At 28.4% G+C, this 20,778-nt stretch carries 17 protein-coding genes and 1 pseudogene; 3 read left to right on the forward strand and 15 right to left on the reverse strand.

All coding sequences use genetic code 11. The annotated features are described in order from the left end of the window. Positions 1-37: 37 nt before the first annotated feature. Positions 38-505 carry a transcription elongation factor GreA gene (gene greA, locus HBE96_RS10930; protein WP_169297806.1) on the reverse strand — a complete coding sequence of 156 codons (468 nt, stop codon included), beginning with the start codon at positions 503-505 and terminating at the stop codon, positions 38-40. 123 nt (positions 506-628) lie between these two features. Continuing rightward, positions 629-2,473, reverse strand: a complete 1,845-nt coding sequence (locus HBE96_RS10935) for an APC family permease (RefSeq protein ID WP_169297807.1) — start codon at positions 2,471-2,473, stop codon at positions 629-631. 233 nt (positions 2,474-2,706) lie between these two features. Here HBE96_RS10935 and HBE96_RS10940 point away from each other — a divergent pair, with 233 nt between their 5' ends. Beyond that, positions 2,707-3,627, forward strand: coding sequence for a cation diffusion facilitator family transporter (locus HBE96_RS10940; RefSeq protein ID WP_169297808.1), 921 nt, complete (start codon positions 2,707-2,709; stop codon positions 3,625-3,627). Between the two features lie 49 nt (positions 3,628-3,676). Here the strand turns inward: HBE96_RS10940 and HBE96_RS10945 are convergent, their stop codons facing one another. The 6 genes from HBE96_RS10945 to HBE96_RS10970 all read right to left on the reverse strand — a co-directional run bounded on the left by HBE96_RS10945 (position 3,677) and on the right by HBE96_RS10970 (position 8,994). Then, positions 3,677-3,874 carry a DUF1858 domain-containing protein gene (locus tag HBE96_RS10945; RefSeq protein WP_169297809.1) on the reverse strand — a complete coding sequence of 66 codons (198 nt, stop codon included), beginning with the start codon at positions 3,872-3,874 and terminating at the stop codon, positions 3,677-3,679. A 254-nt stretch (positions 3,875-4,128) separates the two neighbouring features. Continuing rightward, positions 4,129-4,677 (reverse strand): bifunctional adenosylcobinamide kinase/adenosylcobinamide-phosphate guanylyltransferase, encoded by a 549-nt coding sequence (gene cobU, locus HBE96_RS10950; protein WP_169297810.1) that lies wholly within the window; start codon positions 4,675-4,677, stop codon positions 4,129-4,131. Between the two features lie 10 nt (positions 4,678-4,687). Continuing rightward, positions 4,688-5,449 (reverse strand): adenosylcobinamide-GDP ribazoletransferase, encoded by a 762-nt coding sequence (cobS, locus tag HBE96_RS10955; protein ID WP_169297811.1) that lies wholly within the window; start codon positions 5,447-5,449, stop codon positions 4,688-4,690. 37 nt (positions 5,450-5,486) lie between these two features. Next, the gene (gene cobC, locus HBE96_RS10960) at positions 5,487-6,074 is read right to left on the reverse strand and encodes an alpha-ribazole phosphatase (protein WP_169297812.1); all 588 of its coding nucleotides are present in this window, start codon (positions 6,072-6,074) and stop codon (positions 5,487-5,489) included. Positions 6,075-6,192: 118 nt separating this feature from the next. Beyond that, positions 6,193-7,530: an APC family permease gene (locus HBE96_RS10965; RefSeq protein WP_169297813.1), complete on the reverse strand. Its 1,338-nt coding sequence runs from the start codon at positions 7,528-7,530 to the stop codon at positions 6,193-6,195. 243 nt (positions 7,531-7,773) lie between these two features. After that, positions 7,774-8,994, reverse strand: a complete 1,221-nt coding sequence (locus tag HBE96_RS10970) for a DUF2334 domain-containing protein (protein ID WP_243186905.1) — start codon at positions 8,992-8,994, stop codon at positions 7,774-7,776. A gap of 408 nt (positions 8,995-9,402) precedes the next feature. Between HBE96_RS10970 and perR the strand changes: the two genes are divergently transcribed. Further along, entirely contained in the window at positions 9,403-9,819 is a 417-nt protein-coding gene (gene perR / locus HBE96_RS10975) for a transcriptional regulator PerR (protein WP_169297815.1), read from the forward strand. Positions 9,820-9,894: 75 nt separating this feature from the next. On the opposite strand, the gene HBE96_RS10980 is transcribed toward perR, so the two are convergent. Then, a complete protein-coding gene (locus tag HBE96_RS10980; protein WP_206154900.1) occupies positions 9,895-11,127 on the reverse strand; it encodes an ABC transporter substrate-binding protein in 1,233 nt (410 codons plus the stop codon). Between the two features lie 133 nt (positions 11,128-11,260). Here HBE96_RS10980 and HBE96_RS10985 point away from each other — a divergent pair, with 133 nt between their 5' ends. Then, positions 11,261-12,193 carry an FG-GAP repeat domain-containing protein gene (locus tag HBE96_RS10985; protein WP_169297816.1) on the forward strand — a complete coding sequence of 311 codons (933 nt, stop codon included), beginning with the start codon at positions 11,261-11,263 and terminating at the stop codon, positions 12,191-12,193. A gap of 166 nt (positions 12,194-12,359) precedes the next feature. On the opposite strand, the gene HBE96_RS10990 is transcribed toward HBE96_RS10985, so the two are convergent. The 6 genes and pseudogenes from HBE96_RS10990 to clpX all read right to left on the reverse strand — a co-directional run bounded on the left by HBE96_RS10990 (position 12,360) and on the right by clpX (position 20,764). After that, positions 12,360-13,313 (reverse strand): helix-turn-helix transcriptional regulator, encoded by a 954-nt coding sequence (locus HBE96_RS10990; protein WP_169297817.1) that lies wholly within the window; start codon positions 13,311-13,313, stop codon positions 12,360-12,362. A 179-nt stretch (positions 13,314-13,492) separates the two neighbouring features. Then, a complete protein-coding gene (locus tag HBE96_RS10995) occupies positions 13,493-14,287 on the reverse strand; it encodes a CPBP family intramembrane glutamic endopeptidase (protein WP_169297818.1) in 795 nt (264 codons plus the stop codon). A 39-nt stretch (positions 14,288-14,326) separates the two neighbouring features. Continuing rightward, on the reverse strand, positions 14,327-14,914 hold the full coding sequence (gene yihA, locus HBE96_RS11000; RefSeq protein WP_169297819.1) for a ribosome biogenesis GTP-binding protein YihA/YsxC: 588 nt from the start codon (positions 14,912-14,914) through the stop codon (positions 14,327-14,329). A gap of 14 nt (positions 14,915-14,928) precedes the next feature. Continuing rightward, positions 14,929-17,251: pseudogene (gene lon / locus HBE96_RS11005) on the reverse strand (endopeptidase La). 331 nt (positions 17,252-17,582) lie between these two features. After that, the gene (lonB, locus tag HBE96_RS11010; protein WP_169297820.1) at positions 17,583-19,256 is read right to left on the reverse strand and encodes an ATP-dependent protease LonB; all 1,674 of its coding nucleotides are present in this window, start codon (positions 19,254-19,256) and stop codon (positions 17,583-17,585) included. A 218-nt stretch (positions 19,257-19,474) separates the two neighbouring features. Then, positions 19,475-20,764, reverse strand: coding sequence for an ATP-dependent Clp protease ATP-binding subunit ClpX (clpX, locus tag HBE96_RS11015; RefSeq protein ID WP_169297821.1), 1,290 nt, complete (start codon positions 20,762-20,764; stop codon positions 19,475-19,477). Positions 20,765-20,778: the final 14 nt, after the last annotated feature.

The raw sequence follows: 20,778 nt of genomic DNA on the forward strand, positions 1-20,778 counted from the left end.
AATAAAGTTCACTTCAATAAAAGAAGTGAACTTTGTTTTAGTTTAAAATTTTTAAAACTTCTACTTCATACTCTCCATCTGGTGACTGAACAGCAACTTTTTGACCTACTTTTAACTTATATAAGGCCTCACCTAGTGGAGATTCTATACTTATTTTCATGTTTTTAGCATCTGCTTCTACTGAACTTACAAGAGTAACTTCTTCTGTATCATCAATATCATAGAATTTCACAAGAGCTGTTTTATTAATACCAAATACATCAGCTTCATTAGAATCTTCAATTATAACAGCATTTTTTATTTGTTGTTCCAACTCCATTATTCTTGTTTCAGTCATGGATTGATCATCTTTAGCTGCACTATAGTCAGCATTTTCACTTAAATCTCCTTGAGCACGTGCAACTTTCAAAGCAGTCTTAATTTCTACTCTTTTTACAGTCTTTAAGTATTCTAATTCTTCTTCTAGCTTCTTCTTACCTGATTCTGTTAGCATTACACTACGCATTAAAAAATCACCTACTATTCTTATATTCTGTCAAATTAACAAATTCAACCTCATTTTACTATTATAATATTAGTATATTAATAATACAAGAAGCAGGTATGGATCAATCAAATTAAATTTTCACTAACTTTTCTTTTGACTCTTTATAATATATGGTACTGTAATAACTGCTATATTTTGTTCTCTTAAAAGAGTATTCTTTAAAATTAGTGCAGTTTGATTATGAAGGATATTCCCCCACCAAGCGCTAACCACAAATTGTGGCATAACTATGGTTACTACATCCCCTGGACTCGAAGGATATTCTTCTGAAAATATATATTTCATTAAAGGTTTTTTAATTTCCCTATAAGGAGATTTTTTTATTACTAAAGGAACTGCTATATTATATTTTTCCCATTTTCTTTTAAGTTTTTCACTTTCCTCATCATCTACCGACACATGAAAAGCCACTATATCATCTGATAAACATTTAGCATAATTTAAAGTTTTAAGCACAGACTTATTTAATCCACCAACAGGGACAATAAAATGCTTTAATTTTCTTTCATTAAATTTTGGTAAATCTTGATTTTCCATACTTAATTGCTCTGCAATTTCGTCATAATGTTTTCTTACATTCTTCATCAAATGTACTATTAAAGGTATAAGAAAAAATACAACCCAAGCTCCGTGTAAAAATTTAGTATACCCTATTATTATGGCCGTAATTAAAGTAACTAAAGCACCCACTCCATTTATAAAAGCTTTGTGCCTCCATCCAGCTTTTCTACTCTTTATCCATTTTCCAACCATACCCGTTTGAGACAAAGTAAATGAAATAAATACTCCAACAGCATACAATGGCAGTAAAAAATGAGTTTCTCCTTTAAAAAGTACAGTTAAAAATATAGCCGCAAAAGATAAAACTATTATTCCATTTGAATAACTTAATCTATCACCCCTTGTTAAAAACTGCCTTGGAGCATAACCATCTTTTGCTATAAATGATAACAATAAAGGTAAGTCAGAAAAAGCTGTATTTGCAGCCATTATTAATATAAATGTTGTAGCTATCTGCATTATATAAAACATTATTCCCTTGCCAAATACTTGTTCTGTTATTTGAGAAACAACCGTTTTGTCAAGAGTAGGTACTGCTTTATATAATGTAGCTAAATATGATATACCACCAAATATAATCATTATTATCAATGTTAGAAAAAATAAAACCACTTTAGCATTTTTTTGAGCTGGTTCTTTAAAATTAGGAACTCCATCACTAATAGCTTCTACCCCTGTTAATGCAGTACATCCGCCTGCAAAGGCTCTTAATATTAATAGAATAGTTATATTACCTGTAGCTTCAGGAATAGCTTGCACTTGTGTTGGAGTGTAACCCAAAATATAAAACTTTATTATTCCATATACTATCATTATTACAGATACTGCTATAAATAAATAAGTAGGTAAACTAAATAATTTAGATGATTCACTTATTCCTCTCAAATTTCCTATCCCCATAATTATAATTATTAACATAGTTATAATGACTTTGTGAGTTAAAGCTTTAGGGAAAGCTGAAGTTATGGCAGCTGTACCTGCACTAGCACTTACAGCAACTGTAAGTATATAATCTATTGTTAATGATGATCCTGCTATTAATGCCCAGGTAGTACCTAAATTTTCTTTAGATACTTTATAAGATCCACCGCCATTTGGATAACTATCTATAGTTTGACGATATGAAAATACTAAAATACATAAAAGCATTACAATAGCTAAAGCTACATAGAATAGATATTTATAGGATAATATACCTATAACAGGAATTAAGACCCATAAAATTTCTTCTCCTGCATAAGCTACAGAGGATATTGCATCACTAGAAAGTATTGGAAGTCCCCTAAACACACTATATTTTTCATGATGAATTTCTTCAGATTTCAAAGGCTTTCCTATCAAAAATTGTTTTAAATTCGCTAACATAACACTCACCTCAAAATTATTTTACCCTATACTTTAATTTACAATACACAACAAATATAATTAAAGATTCTAGAAATAATAATAAATATAAAACTCAAAAGAGATTAAAACGCATTATCAACTGATAACACATTTCATCATTAAATGTATTGACTTTTAAGCTTTTTTAAATTATTATATACTTATAGTAATTATCAAATGATAATTACTTGTAATTTTTAGGGGGCTTTAAAATGAACTCAAAAGTAAAAGTTGCAAGACTTTCTATAATTTCTAATTCAAGTCTTATAATAATGAAGATATTTGTAGGTATTTTTACTGGTTCAGTTAGTATTATATCTGAAGCTATACACTCAACTATGGATTTAGCTGCTGCAATCATTGCTTTTTTTTCTGTTAAAATATCTGATAAACCTGCAGATGAAGATCATCCATATGGTCATGGAAAAGTTGAAAATATATCCGGTGTAATAGAATCACTTCTTATTTTTGCAGCTTCAATATGGATAATAGTAGAAGCTGTAAAAAAATTATTACACCCTGAAGCTGTAGGTTCAATAGGAACAGGCTTCATAGTTATGTTTATTTCTGCTTTTGTAAACTATATGGTATCAAAAAAGATATATAAAATTGCTAAACAAGAAGATTCTATAGCTTTAGAAGCCGATGCTCTTCATTTAAAAGCAGATGTTTATACCTCTTTAGGTGTTGGTTTCGGATTGCTGTTAATATGGATTACTAAACTACACTTCTTGGATCCTGTAGTTGCTATTATAGTTGCTATATTTATTTTAAAAGAAGCTTATCATCTTTTAAAAACAGCTTTTGATCCACTTTTAGACGTCAAACTCTCTGATAAACAAATAAGTGCAATAAAAGCTTCTATAGATAAACATAGTGCTGTCTATTGTGATTTTCATGATCTTAGAACTAGAAAATCCGGACGCACTAAATATATTGATTTACATTTAGTGTTTCCTCAAGATATGACTATAAAAGATGCTCATGATATATGCGATATAATAGAAGATGATATTGAAAAGTCTTTAAAAAATACTCATGCTATGATACACTTAGAGTCTTGTGATAAAAATTGTTCTTACTGTAAATATTCTGGAAAGAAAAAATGTAATCAAAAACACTGGTATTTATAATTAAATTATAAATACCAGTGTTTTTGATTGCTGCTCTTAACAGTTATTTCTATCTATCTAAAGCATTTAATGCTCTTAGTAAATTTTCTATATCCATTCCATGAACCTGAGCAGCTTCTGCCAATGATTCAGCTTGTGCTGAAGGACATCCTACACAGCCCATTCCAAAAGTCATTAAAGTTTCAGCAGCCTTTGGATTTGCTCTAATTATTTCTCCAATTGTCATATCCTTAGTTATTTTTTCCATAATACATACCTCACTTTTTTTTATTTGCAATACTAAACTTATCATATGCATATTGTGTTAAAATTATTTAATTTTTAAATTCAGTATCATATTGTAATTGTAATACTTAGTTATTCCTATATCAAGTATTATTATTCATTTTTACTTATTTATAATTTAAAATTATTTTTTAATTCATCAGTTACAATTTCGTACCTTACAAATTGATGAATTAAAAAATTTAACAAACTGCAGATATATGAATTCCATTTTAATCATTTAAGCTTAATAGAAAATCCACATGTAATCATGTAAGCTTCATCACTTAAACTTCCTATAAATTGATTTATATGTCCTACAATATCACTAAAAATTCTTCCCAGCTTATACTCTGGTACTAAAGTGCAGCCAACTTCATTTGTAACTACGATCATTTCTTTATCATTTTCTCTTGCTGCAAAAATCACCTTTGCCACTTCCTCTTTTACTTCCTTTTCTAATTCTGCTATTTCCTCCATTGAAATGTTATCAAAATCATGATATTTTTCAAAAATTAAATTTGTAATCATAGTACCTATACACTCTAACATTACATACTTATTAGTATCTTTCTTCAAAACTTTGTCTAAGCCTTTAAATCCCTCATATGTAGACCATTTTTGATTTCTATTCTTTCTATGTATTTCTATTCTTTTTTTCATTTCTTCATCTGTAGCCTTAGCTGTAGCAATATACAACACATTATCTTTGCCTTCCAAAATTTGTTCTGCAAAAGTACTTTTTCCGCTTCTACTTCCACCTGTAACTAAAATTACTTTTCCCATGTTTTTACTCCTATATCACAAAATTTTTAACTATTGCTGTAATAATAATTAATACAAGTATCTCATTTAACTCATTACTTGCCCCTAGAGTATCTCCTGTTAGTCCACCTATTTTACTTTTACAAAATAAATTAAACATAAACGTAAAAATTACACCTGAAATCATTAAAATCACAACATATTTCCAACTTATTATTAATGATAAAACTCCTAAAGTCATTATAAGGCTTATAAAAAGTTGTTTTTTTCCTACATTACTTATAAGAAAATTTCCTGTACCTGTACTTTTAGCAGTGTTACCTATAAAAGCTATAAAAACAGTACAAAACCTAGATATTGTTGGAGATAGTATAATAACTATGGACATCTTTGGAGCTATATATGTTAGAAGTGAATATCTAAAAAGAAAATTCATTATTGTGGCAATACATGCGTAAGTTCCTATTCTACTATCCTTCATTATTTCAATTATTTTTTCATTACCTTTAAAAGCAAAGAACCCATCAAAGGTATCTCCAAGTCCATCTATATGAAATCCACCGGTGACAATAACTCCAACTAAAATTACTAACACTACTGTTACATCAACCGGAAGTATATTTACAAATGCTTTGTATACAATCCATTGTATAGTTCCTATTATTAATCCTATAATTGGTAAGAAAACAGACCCTCTTTTAAAATCTTGCATTTCACAAGGTAAATTCATATTTACAGGTATTCTAGTAAAGAATTGAATTATCAATAAAAAACTACTGAATATTTTTTTCATAATAACCTCCCCTATTTCTTTTTGATACACCCTTTAACTAAACATGTGATATGCTATCTATATACATATTCCCATATTCATACTTAATAAGAGTTATATCACCATTTTTTGAACTAAATTTCCAAAAAAAATCTAAATTATTGTCTAAAATATAACAATATACAGATTTTATAATCCCGCTATGAGTTACAATAAGAATATTATCTTCATTAATTTTTAGGATGTTATCCATAAAATCCTTTACTTTTAAATAAAATTGTGTAAAGCTCTCACCTCCCGGTGGCACTGCATCTTTCCAATCTTCACAAAAGGCTTTCCAATTTTCAGGATAAAGCTTTTTTATTTTATCATAATCCTTTCCTTCGAATTCCCCAAAATTTCTTTCATTCAACCTACAATCTTTAATTATATCACACTTTTTTTCACCTAATATAATTTTTGCTGTCTGCTTGGTTCTTTTCATTTCACTTATATATGCTCTATTAAAATTCACATTTTTTAACATTTCACAAGCTTTTTTCGCCTGTACGAAACCCATTTCATTAATTGACACATCAGATTTTCCATAATAAAAATTACTTTTATTGTATTCAGTTTCTCCATGTCTTACAAAATATAAATTCATATAATCTCCTCATCTCTGTAGTTCACAAATAAATTATATAGCAAACATTACAAATAAACAAATCATTATAAAAAAATAACCTGTAGATAATTTCTTATCTACAGGTAAAATTTAATTTTTAAGCAATATCTTCATCTGATTTTTTAAACTTACTTTTTCTAGATAGATAAATTGGATAACCTATTAAAGTAAGCACAATACCTAATCCTGCATTCATAGGCTGAGTAAATAAAGTATTAAATATTATATATATTCCGCCCAAAATTGCTATAGCTGGAATTATAGGATATAGTGGAACTTTATATGGTCTATGAAGATCTGGTTGTTTTTTTCTAAGAGTAATTACTGCACAGAATGTCATAACATAGAATATCCATATTACAAATACTAATAAATCTGTTAACTGGTCAAATTTACCTGAAAATACAAGTATTGCTGATACAATACCTATTAATATACTACTATTTATAGGTGATTTAAAAGTTGGATGCAACTTTGCTAACCACTTACTTCCTGGTAATTTATTTTCTGTTGCCATTGCATATGGTATTCTAGCTCCTGTTAATATATATCCATTTAATGCTCCAAATATAGACACTAATATACCTACAGTTATAATCTTTCCACCTGATGGCCCAAAAATTATTCTTGCAACATCAGCAGCTGGTGTTTTTGTTGCAGCAAGAGTAGATGCTGGTAATACAAATAGGTATGCTACATTTATTATTACATATACTGCCATAACTAATGATAACCCACCAACAATTGCCCTTGGTAAATCTTTACCAGGATTTTTCATTTCTCCTGATATAGCTCCAACGTTTATCCAACCTTCATAAGCAAACATTGTAGCTACTAGTGCTGAACCAAGGCTTGTAGCTATTGGATGCTCAGCAGCTGTTATTGGTAATAATCTTACCACTCCACCGCCACCATTCATAAGTCCAACTACTATAATTGCAAATAAAGGTATTAGTTTACCTACTGTAGATACCGTTTGAATAACTCCGCCTGTTTTTGATCCTAATGCATTCATACATATCAAGAATATAATAACTATAATTGCTACTGGCTTTAACATAGAATCACTTAAACTTAATAATGATACTACCTGTGTTGCAAATATTATTGCAAGTGCAGCTATATTTGCTGGAATATATATAATGGTTTGAGCCCATCCTAAAAGATATCCCCAAACATCACCATAAGTTTCCTCCAAATATGCTACCATACCACCTGTTCTAGGTATTGCTGCAGATATTTCAGCCGCTGTAAGTCCACCTGCTATAGATATAATTCCGCCTAATATCCAAGCAGCCATTCCCAATCCAGGTGCTCCTGTTGCTGTAAATACAGCTTTAGGTTTGAAAAATACACCTGAACCAATAACCATACCGATAACGATTGCAAGAGCAGGTACAAGTCCAATTTCCTTTTTTAATTCATTTTTCCCCATCTTTGGATTACCTCCTATTAAATTATAATATATATTTTACTCGATAAAATCTTAACATTATTTTTGCTTTAAATCAAGCTAAATTTGTCAATGTAATTTGTTTTCGGACACTTTATAAAAAAAATTAGGTTCTTGTGGACATTTTTGGCAAAATACTAGTTAAATTGTGTTTTTTTACTTTTTTAATTGTTAAAAAATAAACTATCTTTATATATTTAGCGGAAAAGTTAACATTTCCCTACGCTAGTAATAACATTTAACATCATTTATCCTATAAAATTTGTATTCTTTATTTTTAAATTCCTTGACTAACTTATGCAACACAGAATCCTCTGAATAATTATAATATGGATAACCATCTCCTCCCCTATACACTTTTATATCTTCAAATTCTATATAAGGATGATAAAAAAAGCTGCCTAATAAATTTCTAGAAAGTTTTCTTATTTTATGTATCATATTATCACAATCTTTTTTACCATCCACATAATCAAGAGGTGTAGGAATATAGATTGCCTTTTTTTCGTTATTATTAACTTCATAAATATTTTCACATGATGTTATTCCTCCATCTTCCGAATAAGGTTGGTATATATAATTAAATTTTTCCTCTATAATACTCAGCTGATTCTTTAAAATTCCATAATGAGGTGTTTCAAAAAAATTACATTCTATGTCTAACTTTTTTGCAGAATTCAAAGCCTTATCTACTCTTTCTTTTGAATAAGCTTTATCTCCTGGAATATTATCATTTTTGCTCCTATGAAATTCTAATCCATCAATGCTTGTAGTATTTCCATATTGATGTGTATATCCATGCAATCCCATAATACCACCCTTTTCCATAAAATAATCTAATGTAAATAGAAAATCTGCATTATACATACTATAAGTTTCTGAAATATCATTATCTATACTTTCAGAAGGCTTTATATATCTAGGAACCCAAGCTATATGGAATGGTATGCTTTGTTTATATAAATAATCTGATATTATTCTCAGTTTTTCCAAAGACTCCTTAGAAGAATATAATCCTCCTGCAGTAATGTCTTCCAACCTTATTAAAGCTGCTTTACTTCCAACTTGTTCTAAAGGCTTAACTGTTTCTTCTCTATTCTTGTAAAAACATATAGTCTTATTTTGTATATCCCAATAAGTTTTTAAATCTAAAAATCTAGCAAAATCAATCATAGATGCATATACTACATTATCTTGTGTAATAATTTTCTTTTTTAAGCTATATTGTTTTTTATTAGCAATAAATTTATTATTGCTCGTATCAATTACTATATCATCATCCTTCCATTGAATATTTATAATACCATTCCTTATAGAAACTTTTCCTTCTATCTTTTTAAGTATTTCACTTATAGGCAAATAATATCTATTATTTTGTACATATATAGGTAAATCTAAGTTCAATGCTTTATTTTCAAAATTAATTAATATAGAATCTTTTTTCATACTTAATCCATTAAATTCAGAAATGTTCTCCTTACCCTTATTTAAGATTTGACTATTTACAAATTTAATGCTAAATATAAATAGGATAAAAAATATTGTAAAAAATATCAGTAGTTTATTTTTTAGCATTTTCTGCATTTGATCACTTCTTTCAATATTTTTTCAATGCCCTTACAAAGTTTAAATACTTAATATATATTTAACTGAATCTAACAAAAACTTATATTTATATTTTCTACACTTTTTTATTAAATATGTTATTAAAATAAATTTAAAATGTTAAAATATAATAGTAGTTTAATATTTTAATACCGAAAACTTGATAGTAATCATTAGCATAAAATTATTTTTGACACTTGATAATTTTTATTATATAATATAATTAATTATATAATAAGGATGGTGTATATGAATAACTTATCTAGTATTTTTAGAGAAAAAAAATTAAAACTTACACCTCAGCGAATTGCAGTATATAAATTTTTACAATCAACGAAGGAACATCCATCTGCTGAGATAATATACAAGGCTCTCCAACCAGAATATCCTACTATGAGTCTTGCGACCGTCTATAAGGCTTTAAAAACTTTAGTTGACGTAAACCTTGTTCAAGAACTTAATGTGGGTGAAGGAAACTTTAGATATGATGGAAATGTTATGCCCCATCCACATATACAATGCCTTCACTGTGGAAAAGTAGATGATATTGAGGGAATTTGCTTTTCTGATCTAAATGATAAGGTTAAAAATTATACTCAATATGAAGTTCTTGGAAACCAAGTATACTTTTATGGCATTTGCAAATCCTGTAAAGATAATGCTTAGAGACTTATTAAAAAAGCAGCTGTATTAGCTGCTTTCTTATTTTGTGCTAAAAAATTTAGCTATGTGAATAACTATCTATCGATATGCTTCATTTACAATATCTTCCCACATCTTTGTACTTTGTTTTCCTGATAACATTTCATCCATTTTAGAAGATATAGCACTTTTTAACCTTTCAGGAATATTCTCAACAAATATTATGTTATTTTCCGTACTCTCCTGCAAATGTTTTACCACTGCAGATTTAACACCTGATTTTATAGAGCTATTGACTTTTTTATTTCCACTGACAAGTCCCTCACCTACAAGTTTTTTTTGAAAATTATCACTTACTATAAACTTTATAAAACTGTTTGTTTCCTCACTGTTTTTACTATTTACAGGTACACAAATTATAGAATTACAAATAACAGGAACATTTATTTTTGAAGAGCCACCGTTCAAGGAATTATCAACTACTTTTATATTTTCACTCTTAAAATCTTTAAAGTAATATGATGAACTTATAATTAAAGGTATATCACCTTTTACAAACTTATTTATACTACTATCATTTCCAATTTCAAAAGTATTTTTATTTATATTATTCTTTTTTACAAATGTTGATATATCATTAAAAGCTTGCTGCATTTCATTTAAAGATTTATAAAATTCAGCTCCACTATCATATTTACTTTCTAATTTTCCCATACTAACTTTATTATTTATTATCATGGAAGCTAACGCACTATTTATATCTAAACTTTCTGTTATAATTACAGGAACTCTTATTGACATATCATTTAAACTTTTTAATATAATTTTTAATTCATCCATGTTAGATGGGACTTTTAAATTCAGCTTCTTAAAAGAATCTTCATTATACAATACCTCCATAGTATAGGGAATTAAACCTATTCCATAATACTTATCATTGAATCTTCCATAAGCATTCACTACAGTATAGTACCTATCACTAAATTTATTTTCATCATAAAAATTTCCTATATCGCTTAATAAACCTTTTCTACTCAATTTAATCATATTGCTTCTAGAAGTAACTATTACATCAGCATTTACATTTTTAGCTATATCGTCCTCTATTTTACCTCCTATAACATTATTAACACTTACTTTAACTTTAGCATTATCTTTTTTGTATTCCTCTATAGCTGATTTTAATATACTTGAGGATTCTTTATCTTTTAAATCCACATATACATTTAACTGCTTTTCTTTTTCTAGATCCTTGGACTTATTGCAGGCGATACTATTGATAGCAAATAATAATATCAAAAATATTGCTGTAACCTTTTTTCTAAAAATCATAGAATTTTGTTACCTCCTTTCTAGCAAAAGTTAAATATTAAAATTTTTTTATTTACAAAGTACTTCTAATTTTATTTTGTACATAATAATTAAATATATAATAATTTCATATAATTAAGTGGAGGTGAAACATATGAAATTTAGAGTCATATTTCTAAAAAAGAAATATATTTACTTTATAGCATTTACTTTGATACTTTTTATACTGATAGCTGTATTACTTTTATCAAGACATTACTCACCAACTTTTACTAACATTTCTGAAGACAAAATGTTAAAAGCTGACTTTGATGGTGATGGAAAAGAGGACATACTATCAGTTAGGAAAAATAACGATAAGTATTCTGTAGATGTTAAAATTAAAAATAAAATTTTCCCTATTACAACATATAAAAATTCTTCAACCTTATGTAATTATTCATCCTATTGGCCTATGAGAATAACTCTTATGGATGTATCCAGAGATAAACTTCCTGAGATATTTATCCAAACTTCAAACAAAGACAACCCTCTTCAATACGTTTTTGTTTGGAATTATGAAAAGTTTGATAATGTACTTTCAAATTCAAATAATATTTTAGGCTTTATTGATTGCAAAAATAACAAAACTCCAAAGGTTATCTCTGGCAAATTTCAAGACAATACTATTAGTCTTTCAAATTATATGTTTTTAAATTATAAATTTAAAAATTATAACTATGAAAATAATACTACTTTTATGGGTGCAGATACTATATGTACTTTTATTCAATTCGTACAAGGGCTTCCTGGTACTGAAAACTTTAAACCTAAAGATATTTTTAGCAGTAACTTATCGAATAGAGAATTACAATCAATATCAAAACTTTCTTCAGAAAATAATACCTATATATTTCAAGACAGTATATTTAAAGAAAATAAATGCAATCAGGATGGAGATGTGTCAGAAGTATATTGGACTCTAAATTTCAGAGGCATATCAAATTTAGATAAAAAAACAATAAAAAATTACACTATAAATCTCTTACTAACACCTGATGAAAATAGTAAAGATAATTACCATTTTAAAATTTCTTCTTTATTTTAAGTAAAAACAAAAGGGACCGTTTTACGGTCCCAAGGGGGATGGGGGGTTATAAGTATCAAACAAACTTATATGTAACTTGTTTGATACCTTAGGAGATCATATCTCCCAATTACATTTATTATAATATCCCATTTGTAAAAATTTTATTCAACTTTAATTAATTTTTTTAATATTTCTTATAAATATATTCTATTTCCTTTTTTATTTCTTCTCTCAATTCTACAGGTTCTATAACTTCTGCATTTTTTCCAAATCCTAATATCCAACTTTTTATTTCATCTAATTCGTCTAAATAAATAGTTAATAATACAGAACCATCCTCTAGATTTTGTATTTGTTCATTAGGATGCCATTTTCCGTTTTTTATGAATTCCGAAACCTTTTCATCAAACTTTATTATAATTTTATTTTTATCTCCTTTAAAAATTGCCCAATTTTCATCTAAATATTCTTTTAAGGAAAAAGTATGGGGTATCATATATATTTCCTCAGTTACTTTTAAGTTTTGTATTCTTGATACCTTAAATGTTTCAACTTTATCATTTTTATAATAATATCCTATTATGTACCATGAACCTTCTCTAAAAATTAAATTATATGGATCTACTTTTTTTATAGTTAAGTTGTTTCTATTTATGGAAAAATAATTTATACTTAAAGTTCTTCCTCTACTCATAGCATAATTTATTTGAGATATTTTGTCCTGTAGATTTTGTAAGCTGCCAACTTCATTAATTTTAAAATTCCCATCTTCATTTAAATAATTTAATTCATTATCTGAATTTATATACAAACTTTTTATCTTTGTAACAGCTTTTTGTAATTCACTTTCATAAACAAATCCATTTTCTTTGGTAAGTATTTGCGCAGACATAAGTAAAGCCTGCAGCTCTTCTTCACTAAGTTTTGATGGTTTCATGAAAAATTCTTGATCTATATAAAATCCACCATACCTTCCTTTCTTGGTATGCACTGGTATGTTTGCCTTATTTAAACTACTTATATATCTATATATGGTTTTTTTATCAACTTCTAAAGTTTCTGCTAATTCTGTAGCAGTAGTAAGCCCTTTATATTGTAATGTAATTATCATTTCTATTAAATGAGAAATTTTAGACATACTTTTTTACCCCCAATATAATTTTATCCTAATATTTAATTATATCGGTATTTTTAATGAAATTTTTAGTGTATTTCACATAAAATATAGAAAATAATTTCTAAGTACGAAAAATTATTACATTTAAGTACGAAAAATAGACATACACGGTAATAAACCATATATGTCTATTTTTATATTTAAATTGCAGGCAATTTTTGCGCTAACAATACCATAGTAGTTACAAGGTTAAATGTAAAATGATTAAATACAGAATACCAATAACCTTTCTTCTCTATTAGATAACAATTATATAATCCTATCCAGAGTATTAAAGGAAATGCTTTTAAATTAAAATGTATAAAAGCAAAAATCACACTGCTTATTAATGCTGAGAAATAAATCCCTATTCTAGGTATAAATATCTTTTCAAATATTAACCATCTAAATACAAATTCCTCAACAACTGGAGCAAAAATTATAATTATTGGAATTAATATTATGAATTTATTTAACGGCATATTAGACATCTCTGTAACTACTTCTTGATCTTTAACCTGTACACTAAACATAGAAATAATTATTTTTTCTATAATAGAAATCATAAATATTACCATATAGGAAAAAGCTGCTGATTTTATAGCTGAAACTATGTTGAACTTTTTCCTGGTAAACCCAAATCTTATAAAATCATTACTTAATCTACTGCTTATAGTTTCTTTAAAATTGTGTTTTGAAAGACACAAAGAACATTGATCTTTATAAAAATTATGTGATCTATTTGCATCTCTTAAATATTTAATATTAATTGCTGTAAGGATAAAAGGTAAAAGATTGTTAGTAAATACAGATAATATCATATAAAATATTGCTATTAGAAATAATACTATCTTACTTTTGTTTCTTTCCCTAGAAAATCTTATGAAAATTACAAGTGGAGGAACATAAACAAATAAAAATACTAGTAAATTCTTGATAATGCTATATTTTATCATTGTATATCCTCCTTATTTTATATCCTCACCCTAAAGCAACTAACCATTTACGCACTCTTCAATTGCATCTAAAAGCTCTTCTTTACCCAACTTTTTTAACGAAGAAAAAGTTAAAATCTTTTCATCCTCTCTTAATTGAAAAGTATCCCTAATGACATTAAGATTTTTTCTAAGTTCAGCTTTTTTTAATTTATCTATTTTAGTTGCTACTATAAGGGCATCATAGTTATAATGCTTTATCCACTTATACATAATTATGTCATCTTCACTAGGTTTATGCCTACAATCAACAAGAAGTACAACCTTTTTTAATTGTTCTCTTCCTGTTAAATATCTTTCAATTACTTTCCCCCAACTTTCCTTTTCTGATTTTGAAACCTTTGCGTATCCGTATCCAGGTAAATCAACAAAGTAAAATTCATTATTTATCAAGAAAAAGTTTACCAACCTAGTCTTTCCTGGGGTACCACTAACTTTAACCAACTTTCTTCTATTAACTAAAGTATTTATTAAAGATGATTTTCCTACATTAGATCTTCCTACAAAAGCTATTTCCACCCTATTATCTTGAGGATATTGACTGTTTGCAACTGCAGAAATTATAAATTCCGATTGCTTTATTTCCATATTTTCACTTTCACCTACTCATTTTTAACTAAGGCATTTTCTAAAACAACATCTATCTTATCTGCCATTATATAGTTTACCTTGCTTGTAACTGTCTTTGGTATTTTTGCCAAATCTTTTTCATTATCCTTTGGTATTATTATAGTAGTAATTCCAGCTCTAAAAGCTGCTAAACTTTTCTCCTTAAGTCCACCTATTGGAAAGAACTCTACCTGTCAAAGTTATTTCACCAGTCATAGCTACATTATGTTTAACCTTCATGCCGCTTAAAGCAGATATAATTGCAGTTATCATTGTAACCCCTGCTGATGGACCATCTTTAGGTACGGCACCTTCTGGAACATGTATATGTAAATCTTTATCTTTATAAAAGTCACCTTTTATTCCATACTTATGTGCATTAGCTCTAACATAGCTATATCCAGCCTTAGCAGATTCTTTCATAACATCTCCCAGCTTACCAGTTAGTTCTAACTTTCCTGTTCCAGGCATAACACTTACTTCTATAGGTAAAGTATCTCCACCATATCCTGTCCATGCCATTCCCATTACTACTCCAACTTTATCTTCTTCATCAGCTTTATCATAAGTAAATATTTCAGGTCCAAAATAAGATTTTACTTTACTTGAATTAAGTACAATTCTTTCCTTATCTTTTTCTATAATTTCTGCTATAGCTTTTCTTATTGCAGAAGATATCTTTCTTTCTAAGCTTCTAACCCCTGATTCCCTTGTATAACTATCTATTATAAGTTGTATAGCTGAATCAGATATCTTTATTTTATCATCACCTATTTCATGTGCTTTTAATTCTTTTGCTACTAAATGTTCCTTTGCTATATGAAATTTTTCCTCACTAGTATATCCTGAAACCTCTATTACTTCCATTCTATCCAATAATGGTCCAGGTATATTTTCTAAGCTGTTAGCTGTAGTTATAAATAATACATTTGATAAATCAAATTCTAATTCTAAGTAATGATCTCTAAATGTACTATTTTGTTCACTGTCTAATACCTCCAAAAGTGCATCTGCTGGATCACCTTTAAAATCATTACTCATTTTATCTATTTCATCTAATAAAAATAAAGGATTTTTAGACTTTGCCTGCTTCATTCCATATATTATTCTTCCTGGAATAGCTCCTACATAAGTTTTTCTATGTCCCCTTACTTCAGCTTCATCTCTCACTCCACCTAATGACATTCTAACAAAGTTTCTATTTAAAGCATGCGCTATAGATTTAGCTATAGATGTTTTTCCAACCCCTGGAGGTCCTACAAGACAAAGTATAGGTCCTTTTAAAGAATTACTCATTTTTTTAACAGCTAAATATTCAATTATTCTGTCTTTTACATCCTTAAGACCATAGTGTTCTTTTTCTAACACTGCTCTAGCAGACTTTATATCCAAATTATCTTCGGTTTGTTTATTCCAAGGTAGATCTAGTATCCAATCAAGGTATGATCTTATTACTCCACTCTCAGCTGAATAACTGCCATTGCTTTTTAATCTTTCTAATTCATATAAAGCTTTATCTTTAACATTCTTAGGAAGTTTTGCTTTACTTATTTTGTTTTTATATTTAGTTATCTCTTTTTTATCTTCGTCTTCTTCTCCAAGTTCCTCTTGTATAGCTTTTAATTGTTCCTTTAGATAGTATTCTTTTTGTACCTTATCAATTTTATTCTTTACCTTTATCCCTATTTTTCTCTCTATCTTTAATACATCAACTTCATTAACTAATATATCTAAAAGCTTTTGGAGTCTTTCCTCTACTTCATAAGAATTCAAAAGTTCCTGCTTTTTTTCTTGTTTAAGCATAAGATAAGAACTTATAACATCTGCAAGTCTTCCTGGATTATTTAATTCTTCTAATGAAACTATAGTATCTAGTGGTATAGTTCCTGATAGCTTTATGTACTCATCAAAATTTTTTCTAATTGAACGAACAAGCGCTTCACACTTGTTATCCTTAATACCATCCTCATCCGTTAACTTTTCTACCTTAACTTTTAAAAATGGTTCTTTTTCAACATAGCTTTCTAATTTTCCTCTACTTTCCCCTTCTACTAGTACCCTTATAGTATCACCTGGCAACTTAAGAATTTGTTTTATATTACAAATAGTTCCCATTACAAATATATCTTCTTCTTCAGGTTCTTCAATTTTAGCTTCCTTCTGAGCAGCTAAGAATACTTTTTGTTCATTAAGCATTGCTTCTTCAATAGCAACTATAGATTTTTCCCTACCTACATCAAAATGTAAAACCATGTATGGAAATACAGTAATGCCTCTTAATGGAATTAGAGGAAGAACTTCTAAAGTTTTATTCATTATTTCTCCCCTCACTTTTAAAAATTTGTCATACACTATAGACATTCAACTTCAAAATCTTAATTTCACTATAAAATCAAAACTAAACTCTAACTTTGATTAACTCAACTAACAAAACTTAATTATGATATTGTATATCTATAAATATAATTTAATATATAATTAGACTAATATATTATACCCATAAAATAGCTTTTTTTCAATTATTCTATTTAACTTGTTTAATTTTTTTAGTTACCTGTGCTAATACTCTATATTTTTTATATTAAAAACCATATAAAAAAGTATTTTAATGAAAAAAACAATTTAGCATTAAAATACTCTTAGATTTTTACGCTTTTAACGATTCTGCTGCCAATACATCCGTATTATTATTTATGCACTTAGACTTTTCTTTTCCTTTTGTTAATGAAATTTTTATTACTTCTTTTATGTTTTTAACTGGTATAACTTTCATTCCTTCTAGCTTTGAAAAATTCTCCTGCCAATTTTCACTTGGTATTATAACAACTTTAGCACCTGCTTTTTTAGCTGCCTGAACTTTTGCACTCACTCCACCAACGGCTTTAACATCTCCATGTATAGACAATTCTCCTGTCATTGCCACCTCATTGTTTACAGCAACATTATTTATAGCGCTATACACTGCTACAGCAATACTTATACCTGCAGATGGTCCATCTACTGGTGCACCACCTGAAAAGTTTATATGTATATCGTATTCATCACAGTTTAATCCAAAATTTCTTTCAATAACAGTAATTACATTTTCTACAGAACATCTAGCAGTACTAGTTCTTATCATTTTTCTATTTTGACTGCTTATTTCTTCTTCTTCCACAATACCTGTTATTTTTAATATTCCTTTTCTAATGCTGCTTTTTTTAGCTGTGGCCTCTATTTCCATTACAGCTCCAATATTGGACCCATAAACAGCTAAACCATTAACATAGCCCACAGAAGGCTTATCACTTATTGTTTTTTCAAATCTTGGCGAATACTGTCCATTTTCAATTACCCATTCCACATCTTCTATTGTAATATTATTTCTGTCCTCATTTAGTGCTATACCTGAAGCTAATTGAATTAAATTTACAGCATCTCTACCATTTTGACAATATTTCCCTATCATGTTGCATGCTTTATCCTCTATAGTAAACCCTATCTTTTTTATAGAATTAAGAGCTATAGTTTCAATTTCTTCTGGAGTAAGCGCTCTAAAAAACACCTCAACACACCTAGATCTTAACGCTGGAGTGATTTCTTCCGGATTCCTTGTGGTTGCCCCAACAAGTCTAAAGTCAGCTGGAAGGCCATTATCGAAAACATCTTTGATATAAGTTGGCATATTAGCATCTGATGAACTGTAATATGAACTATCTAAGAAAACCTTTCTATCTTCTAATACTTTTAAAAGTTTATTCATTTCTATAGGATGTAGTTCTCCTATCTCATCAATAAACAATATACCTCCATGAGCTTTTGTAACTGCTCCTGGTTTAGGTTGTGGTATACCAGCAACCCCTAATGGTCCTGCACCCTGATAGATAGGATCATGCACAGAACCTATAAGTGGATCAGCTATTCCTCTGTCATCAAATCTTATAGTGGTAGCATCTATTTCTATGAACTTTGAAATTCCAGTGAAAGGCGAATAGCTTTTATTCTTAGCATACTGTAGTACTAATCTAGCTGCAGCTGTTTTTCCAACTCCAGGTGGTCCATATATTATTACATGCTGCGGATTTGGACCGCAAAGTGCTGCTTGAAGTGCCTTTATTCCTTTTTCTTGACCTATAATTTCGCTAAAGCTTGACGGTCTACTTCTTTCTGTAAGAGGTTCTGTAAGCTTTATGCTTCGTAGTTTTTTTAAGTTTTCCATTTCCTTTTTATTTTCTCTATCCACAACTATCCTATTTGACTTTTGACCTTTTAGTGCATTGAAAAAATAAAGCCCCATAACTACAGTAAATATCATTTCAATAATCATTAAAGTGTACATCATTACTAAAAACCTCTCTCCGCTACTTTATTCCTTAATTATCTGTTAGAATATTATCATTCTATTCATGGTTACTTTTACTTTCATATTATGCACATTTTTCATTTTGTATATTCTATAAAAAGCTTATATAATAAATTTTTTACCAATTATTAATTAAAATTTATTTAAAACAAAAAAAGAGTACTGAATATAAAAAACAGTACTCTTCTATAGTGCTATTATGCACTTTCTGATCCTTTTCTCGATCTAGATTTTTTTACTTTTATAGGAGTTCTTTTATCTCCTTCTGCATTAATAAGCTCTGGCTTTTTTGTTTCAATAGTATCTTTATTTATTACTACTTTAGCAATTTCTTCTCTTGAAGGAATATCAAACATTATATCCTTCATTGTATCTTCAATTATAGCCCTTAAGCCTCTAGCACCTGTATTACGTTTAAATGCTTCATTTGCTATGGCTTCTAAAGCTTCTTCTTTAAACTCAAGCTCAACATTGTCAATTTCAAAAAGCCTCTTATACTGCTTAACAAGTGCATTTTTAGGCTCTTTTAATATGCTAATTAACGCATTCTTATCCAATGCATCAAGAGTTACTACTATAGGAAGTCTTCCTACAAATTCAGGAATAAGACCAAACTTTAAAAGATCTCCTGGCATTATTTCTTGTAAAAGCTTTCCTATATCTTTTTCTTTTTTGGATTGTATTTCAGCTCCAAATCCCAAAGTACTTACTCTTGTTCTGCCCTCAATAATTTTATCAATTCCATCAAAGGCACCACCACAAATAAATAATATGTTAGTAGTATTTATTTGTATAAACTCTTGGTGTGGATGCTTTCTGCCACCTTGAGGTGGCACTGAAGCTACTGTACCTTCAAGTATTTTTAATAATGCTTGTTGTACTCCTTCTCCAGATACATCTCTTGTTATAGATGGATTTTCAGACTTTCTAGCAATCTTATCAATTTCATCTATATATACAATTCCTCTTTCTGCTCTTTCTATATCATAATCAGAATTCTGAATAAGCTTTAAAAGTATATTTTCAACATCTTCACCTACATAACCAGCTTCAGTTAAAGTTGTAGCATCTGCAATTGCAAATGGAACATTTAAAAACTTAGCTAAAGTTTGAGCTAAAAGAGTTTTTCCTGAACCTGTAGGTCCAAGCAATAAAATATTACTTTTTTGTAATTCTACATCTTCATTATTTGCATTTGAATTTATTCTCTTATAATGATTATAAACTGCTACTGCAAGAGATTTTTTTGCTTCACTTTGACCTATTACATATTGGTCAAGATAATTTTTTATTTCTATTGGTTTTGGAAGTGAGCTCATATCTACTTGAGTATCTTCTTCAAAATCATCAGTTATTATCTCTGAACAAAGTTCTATACATTCATCACAAATATATACACCTGGTCCTGCTATTAATCTTCTAACTTGATCTTGAGTTTTTCCACAAAATGAACATTTTAATTGCTTTTTATCATCAATTTTGGCCATCTCTACACCTCTCT

It is taken from the genome of Clostridium muellerianum (genome assembly GCF_012926525.1).
In the GTDB taxonomy this organism is placed as follows: Bacteria; Bacillota; Clostridia; order Clostridiales; family Clostridiaceae; genus Clostridium_AM; species Clostridium_AM muellerianum.

What these genes read in the sequence shown, in the direction of transcription:
- HBE96_RS10965 (WP_169297813.1), bottom strand. Translation starts at nt 7,530, where the DNA reads ATGGGGAAAAATGAATTAAAAAAGGAAATTGGACTTGTACCTGCTCTT.
- clpX (WP_169297821.1), bottom strand. Translation starts at nt 20,764, where the DNA reads ATGGCCAAAATTGATGATAAAAAGCAATTAAAATGTTCATTTTGTGGA.
- HBE96_RS10940 (WP_169297808.1), top strand. Translation starts at nt 2,707, where the DNA reads ATGAACTCAAAAGTAAAAGTTGCAAGACTTTCTATAATTTCTAATTCA.
- cobU (WP_169297810.1), bottom strand. Translation starts at nt 4,677, where the DNA reads ATGGGAAAAGTAATTTTAGTTACAGGTGGAAGTAGAAGCGGAAAAAGT.
- HBE96_RS10990 (WP_169297817.1), bottom strand. Translation starts at nt 13,313, where the DNA reads ATGTCTAAAATTTCTCATTTAATAGAAATGATAATTACATTACAATAT.
- HBE96_RS10970 (WP_243186905.1), bottom strand. Translation starts at nt 8,994, where the DNA reads ATGAAAAAAGATTCTATATTAATTAATTTTGAAAATAAAGCATTGAAC.
- HBE96_RS10985 (WP_169297816.1), top strand. Translation starts at nt 11,261, where the DNA reads ATGAAATTTAGAGTCATATTTCTAAAAAAGAAATATATTTACTTTATA.
- cobS (WP_169297811.1), bottom strand. Translation starts at nt 5,449, where the DNA reads ATGAAAAAAATATTCAGTAGTTTTTTATTGATAATTCAATTCTTTACT.
- HBE96_RS10980 (WP_206154900.1), bottom strand. Translation starts at nt 11,127, where the DNA reads ATGATTTTTAGAAAAAAGGTTACAGCAATATTTTTGATATTATTATTT.
- HBE96_RS10945 (WP_169297809.1), bottom strand. Translation starts at nt 3,874, where the DNA reads ATGGAAAAAATAACTAAGGATATGACAATTGGAGAAATAATTAGAGCA.
- HBE96_RS10935 (WP_169297807.1), bottom strand. Translation starts at nt 2,473, where the DNA reads ATGTTAGCGAATTTAAAACAATTTTTGATAGGAAAGCCTTTGAAATCT.
- yihA (WP_169297819.1), bottom strand. Translation starts at nt 14,914, where the DNA reads ATGGAAATAAAGCAATCGGAATTTATAATTTCTGCAGTTGCAAACAGT.
- HBE96_RS10995 (WP_169297818.1), bottom strand. Translation starts at nt 14,287, where the DNA reads ATGATAAAATATAGCATTATCAAGAATTTACTAGTATTTTTATTTGTT.
- cobC (WP_169297812.1), bottom strand. Translation starts at nt 6,074, where the DNA reads ATGAATTTATATTTTGTAAGACATGGAGAAACTGAATACAATAAAAGT.
- perR (WP_169297815.1), top strand. Translation starts at nt 9,403, where the DNA reads ATGAATAACTTATCTAGTATTTTTAGAGAAAAAAAATTAAAACTTACA.
- lonB (WP_169297820.1), bottom strand. Translation starts at nt 19,256, where the DNA reads ATGATGTACACTTTAATGATTATTGAAATGATATTTACTGTAGTTATG.
- greA (WP_169297806.1), bottom strand. Translation starts at nt 505, where the DNA reads ATGCGTAGTGTAATGCTAACAGAATCAGGTAAGAAGAAGCTAGAAGAA.